Annotated in this window: 6 protein-coding genes and 1 pseudogene; all 7 read right to left on the bottom strand. The window is 60.1% G+C overall.

The window, feature by feature from the left end; all coding sequences use genetic code 11:
- Positions 1-167 (bottom strand): annotated as a pseudogene (locus tag U8U68_RS21565) (phage portal protein); the annotation flags it as partial.
- 19 nt (positions 168-186) lie between these two features.
- Complete coding sequence (locus U8U68_RS21560; protein WP_322204474.1) at positions 187-1,788, bottom strand: terminase large subunit; 1,602 nt, start codon at positions 1,786-1,788, stop codon at positions 187-189.
- Between the two features lie 103 nt (positions 1,789-1,891).
- A complete protein-coding gene (locus tag U8U68_RS21555) occupies positions 1,892-2,188 on the bottom strand; it encodes a hypothetical protein (protein ID WP_322204472.1) in 297 nt (98 codons plus the stop codon).
- A gap of 12 nt (positions 2,189-2,200) precedes the next feature.
- Positions 2,201-2,512: an Nmad4 family putative nucleotide modification protein gene (locus U8U68_RS21550; RefSeq protein WP_322204470.1), complete on the bottom strand. Its 312-nt coding sequence runs from the start codon at positions 2,510-2,512 to the stop codon at positions 2,201-2,203.
- Positions 2,513-2,619: 107 nt separating this feature from the next.
- Positions 2,620-2,817, bottom strand: coding sequence for a hypothetical protein (locus U8U68_RS21545; RefSeq protein ID WP_322204468.1), 198 nt, complete (start codon positions 2,815-2,817; stop codon positions 2,620-2,622).
- Positions 2,814-3,278, bottom strand: a complete 465-nt coding sequence (locus tag U8U68_RS21540; RefSeq protein WP_322204466.1) for a gamma-glutamylcyclotransferase family protein — start codon at positions 3,276-3,278, stop codon at positions 2,814-2,816. Before U8U68_RS21540 ends, U8U68_RS21545 begins: the two co-directional genes overlap by 4 nt.
- A 102-nt stretch (positions 3,279-3,380) precedes the next feature.
- Positions 3,381-4,179 (bottom strand): amidoligase family protein (locus tag U8U68_RS21535; protein WP_322204464.1); only part of this gene is annotated, 799 nt, incomplete at its 5' end.

Here is a 4,179-nt window from a genome sequence, read left to right as displayed (position 1 = left end):
TCCGCCAAGATGCGGACGCAGGAATACACCGCCGTCATCTGCATGGCGCTCCGCTCGGTGACGGCCTTGCCGGAGGTGGAGCCGCCGAAGTAGAAGGTGTAGCCGCTCCCGGCGGTGCGATCTTGGGGAGCGTCCCGCGAACGGAACAAGCTGCTGAAAAAGCCCATATCAATTCACCGTCCTTTCTCAGATAAACAAAATGCCCCGGTCATCGTAGACCGAGGCGCTGGTGTCGTTACCGCAACGGATAGCCCTGTCCAGGGCCATCACTGTGGCAACGGCACCATCGATTTTTTCGGTGGATTTCTCCTTGTCCGGCTTGATGTTGCCAGCCGGGTCGGTGCGGATGTAAATATTGTCCATCATCCACCGCAGCACCGGGTGACCGCCGTGGGCCACACGCTCTTCCAGCACCAGCTTCATCAGCTCCTTGGTGGGCGGCGACATATCCTTGAAGCCCTGCCCGAATGGAACCACAGTAAAACCCATGCCCTCCAAGTTCTGTACCATCTGGACGGCGCCCCAGCGGTCAAAGGCGATCTCCCGGATGTTGAACCGTTCCCCCAGCCGCTCAATGAACTTCTCAATGTAGCCGTAGTGGACCACATTGCCCTCGGTGGTCTGGAGAAAGCCCTGCTTCTCCCACACATCGTAGGGAACATGGTCCCGCCGGACTCGGAGGTCGAGGTTGTCCTCTGGAATCCAGAAGTACGGGAGGATGCTGTATTTATCGTCCTCGTCCACGGGCGGGAACACCAGCACGAAGGCCGTGATGTCGGTAGTGGAGGACAAATCCAGACCGCCGTAGCAGACCCGGCCCTCCAAGCTGTCCTCATTGGCGGCAAAGGCGCACTTGTCCCACCGCTCCATGGGCATCCAGCGTACCGCCTGTTTCACCCACTGGTTGAGGCGGAGCTGCCGGAAGGAGTTCTCCTCGGCGGGGTTCTGCTTGGCGGAGTCACACGCCGCCCGCACCTTGTCAATGCCCACCGTGATACCCAGGGAGGGGTTGGCCTTTTTCCACACTTTGGGGTCTGTCCAATCGTCCCCCTCATCCGCACCGTAGATCACAGGATAGAAGGTGGGGTCAATTTTCCGGCCCTCCAGAATATCCTTGGCCTTCTGATGTGTCTCGTAACAGATGGAGCGGGTGTCGGTGCCAGCGGTGGTGATGAGGAAGTAGAGCGGCTGCATCCGGGCATCGCCGGAGCCTTTGGTCATAACATCGAACAGCTTTCTGTTGGGCTGGGTGTGCAGCTCGTCAAAGACCACCCCGTGGATGTTGAAGCCATGCTTGCTGTATGCCTCCGCCGAAAGCACCTGGTAAAAACTGTTGGTGGGCTGGTAGATGATGCGTTTCTGGGAGGCCAGAATCTTCACCCGCTTGGAGAGGGCCGGACACATCTTCACCATATCGGCGGCGACCTCGAACACGATGGACGCCTGCTGACGGTCGGCGGCGCAGCCGTAGACTTCGGCCCGCTCCTCACCGTCCCCGCAGCAGAGCAGGAGGGCGACAGCGGCGGCGAGTTCGCTCTTGCCCATCTTCTTCGGGATTTCGATATAGGCAGTGTTGAACTGGCGGTAGCCGTTGGGCTTGAGGGTGCCGAACACATCCCGGATGATTTGCTCCTGCCAGTCGATAAGTTCAAAAGGTTTCCCGGCCCAGGTTCCCTTGGTGTGGCAGAGACACTCGATGAAACCCACGGCGTAGTCAGCGGCCTCCTTGCTGTAGGTGGAGTCCTTGGCTCTGAACGGTGTGGACTTATATTTTTTCAGCTTACGCATGGCGGGTCACCTCCAAGATGACATAAAAAATGACCTGCCCTGCGGCAAGCCAGTAACGAGCAGCAGCCCCGGAGGGCTGGTGCTTCGGTGTATTCGGTTTTTCTTACTCAAAGGGCAGCGGCTCGAAATCCTCCATCTGTTTTACCCAGGCGGCGTATTCCTCGTCCGTGACCATCTGTGCGTCTGTGCAGACCGGGCATTCCTCCCCAAGCTCTCTGCCGCAGGGATACTCGCCATCTGAATCTTCCCAATCGGTTCTCGCTTTGGCGTTGGCGGTCGCAATCGCCGTAGGCTCATCATTAGCCTGCACCATGTCGTTCCACCACTGCGGTTCGCAGGGGCCGTTCTCAGCATCGCCGTCCGTTCCAGGAACGACCATCCAAACCTTGTACCAGCTCATTTCCGCACCCCCTCAGTGGGCCATCGCCCAGGCAATGGCGTGGCCGTTGTCCTCGAAGGTGTCCTCGGAGATGCTGACCAGCTCCATCTCGCCCTCGCAGGTGTGGTCGGCGGTGGTGAAGCGGTAGGTGGCCCCGTAGTAGCTGCGCCCGCTGGGGTCGTAGAAGTACCCCGCGACCAGGATGCGGTCGCCGAAGGTGAGGAGGGTGCCGCCGCCCAGCATCAGCCGTGTCTCAAGGTTCTCCGGGGTGGTGGTCTGGGGCAGGCGGTAAGTCTGGGCCTTGTTGGTGTTCTGCTTTTTCATGTTCGGTTCCTCCGTTTTCAAAGTGTGGTTTTCCCTTTCGGTGTACCCATATTCGCTCTAAACGGAGATAATAGCAAGTCAATTCGGAGCATAATCTACACAAATAGCTGGTGTGAAAACTGTGTAGATTACCCCCTTTGGCAGCGGTGGATGGTGTTGATGATCTTGTTCTGCTCGACGGTGTCCACCCCGATGCTCTCCAGGGCCTCCCTGGTGCCGCAGTCGGGGCAGATGGGTGTGTTGTCCGCCCTGGAAATGGCGGGGTGGTCGGTGTAGGTCTGTCCACACCTGGGGCAGACGGAAATCCGAAAAATGTTGTTTTTCATTTCATTCCCTCCACGCTTCGCTGGATGGCGTCGGTCAAGTACCGCTGGCCGAAGCCAAAGGCATCGTACCCTTCCCGGCAGACCGCCACATATCGGGCGGAGGGCAGTCCGAGGCTCCGCTCCTCATGCATGATGTAGGCGAATACCCTACGGCGGCGAACCTTCCCGGAGCGGATGCCCTTGATGGGCAGCACCATCTCGGCCTTGTAGTAAAAATTGGGACAGCCCTCGTAGTGGTCAAGGGCCAGTTCGTCATCCTCGCCAACCTCCCACGCCGCCACCGGGACGCTGGCCCCAGCCTTCGGTTCGATGGTGAGGTAGGAGCCGGTCTTGCTCCCCTTGAACAGCAACTCGTAGTCGGGAATGACCGAGGTGCCGATGATCCGCGCCCCAGGGCAGCGCATCCGCATCTGGGGGATGTTGAGGTTGCTGCCGTAGGCGATGTAGTATCTCTTTGCCATTTTGATTCCGTCCTTTCCGAAGGAGGTACCCTTCTACCACCTTAAGACCGCCGAAGCGGTCAAAGGTAAGGTAGCAGAAGGCTATCTCCTTCTGTTTGCCCTTCAAGCGGCGCGTCCGTTGCGGAAGGCGGCGTCCCCGGCGAGGCGGCGGGTCAGCAGGTCGCGGGCGGTGGCGAACTCGTCGCCGATGAAGCCCATACGGAGGAGCCAGGTGCGCATGGCGTACTTGGGGTTGTCGTTCTGCTGGGGCTTGGAGCTGGCGGTCTTGACCGCCTTCGCCATCTGGCTCAGTGCGAGGCAAAGCTGGATGTAGCTTTTCAGCTGTCCGGCGTGGAGGCCGTTCCTGCGGTCGGCGGCGGGGGCGTCGAACTGGAAAAGGCGGAACTCGATTGTACCCTTGGTAAAGGTGGCGTGGAGGTTGAGCATATGGTAGCGGCTGTCGTTGTAGTGCTGGTTTCTGCCGTAGGTAGCGTTGTTGGCGCTGTACCAAATGTCGGCCAGTTCGCTCATGGTGTCGGGCTTGCGGCGGTTGACCGTCTCGATGAACCGGGGGTCGACCGTCCGGCAGTAGCGGCTCATGCGGTAGTGGTCGAGGGCCAGGGCGTCCGCCAGAAGGCGCTCATGGCTGGCCATGATGTTGGCGAGGTTGCGGAGGGTCTGGGGGGGGTGGCCCTTGGCTCCGATGTGGATGTGAACCCCGCACCCTCTGGTGTAATCGCTCTTGGCTCCGGCCTTGCGCAGCCGCCGAACCAACTCCTGGAGGGTGTCCATGTCGGCGTAGATGAGGATCGGCGTGACCATCTCGCACTTTTCGCTGTCCGGCCCCTCGATGCTCACGTCCCGCTGGAACTTCCACTCGCGGCCCTGGGCGTCCCAGGCCGACCAGGTGTAGTAGCCGTTG

Origin of the sequence: Acutalibacter intestini, assembly GCF_034334985.1 — a bacterium.
Classification (GTDB): Bacteria; Bacillota; Clostridia; order Oscillospirales; family Acutalibacteraceae; genus Acutalibacter; species Acutalibacter intestini.
This window is presented reverse-complemented; position numbering and strand designations above follow the sequence as displayed.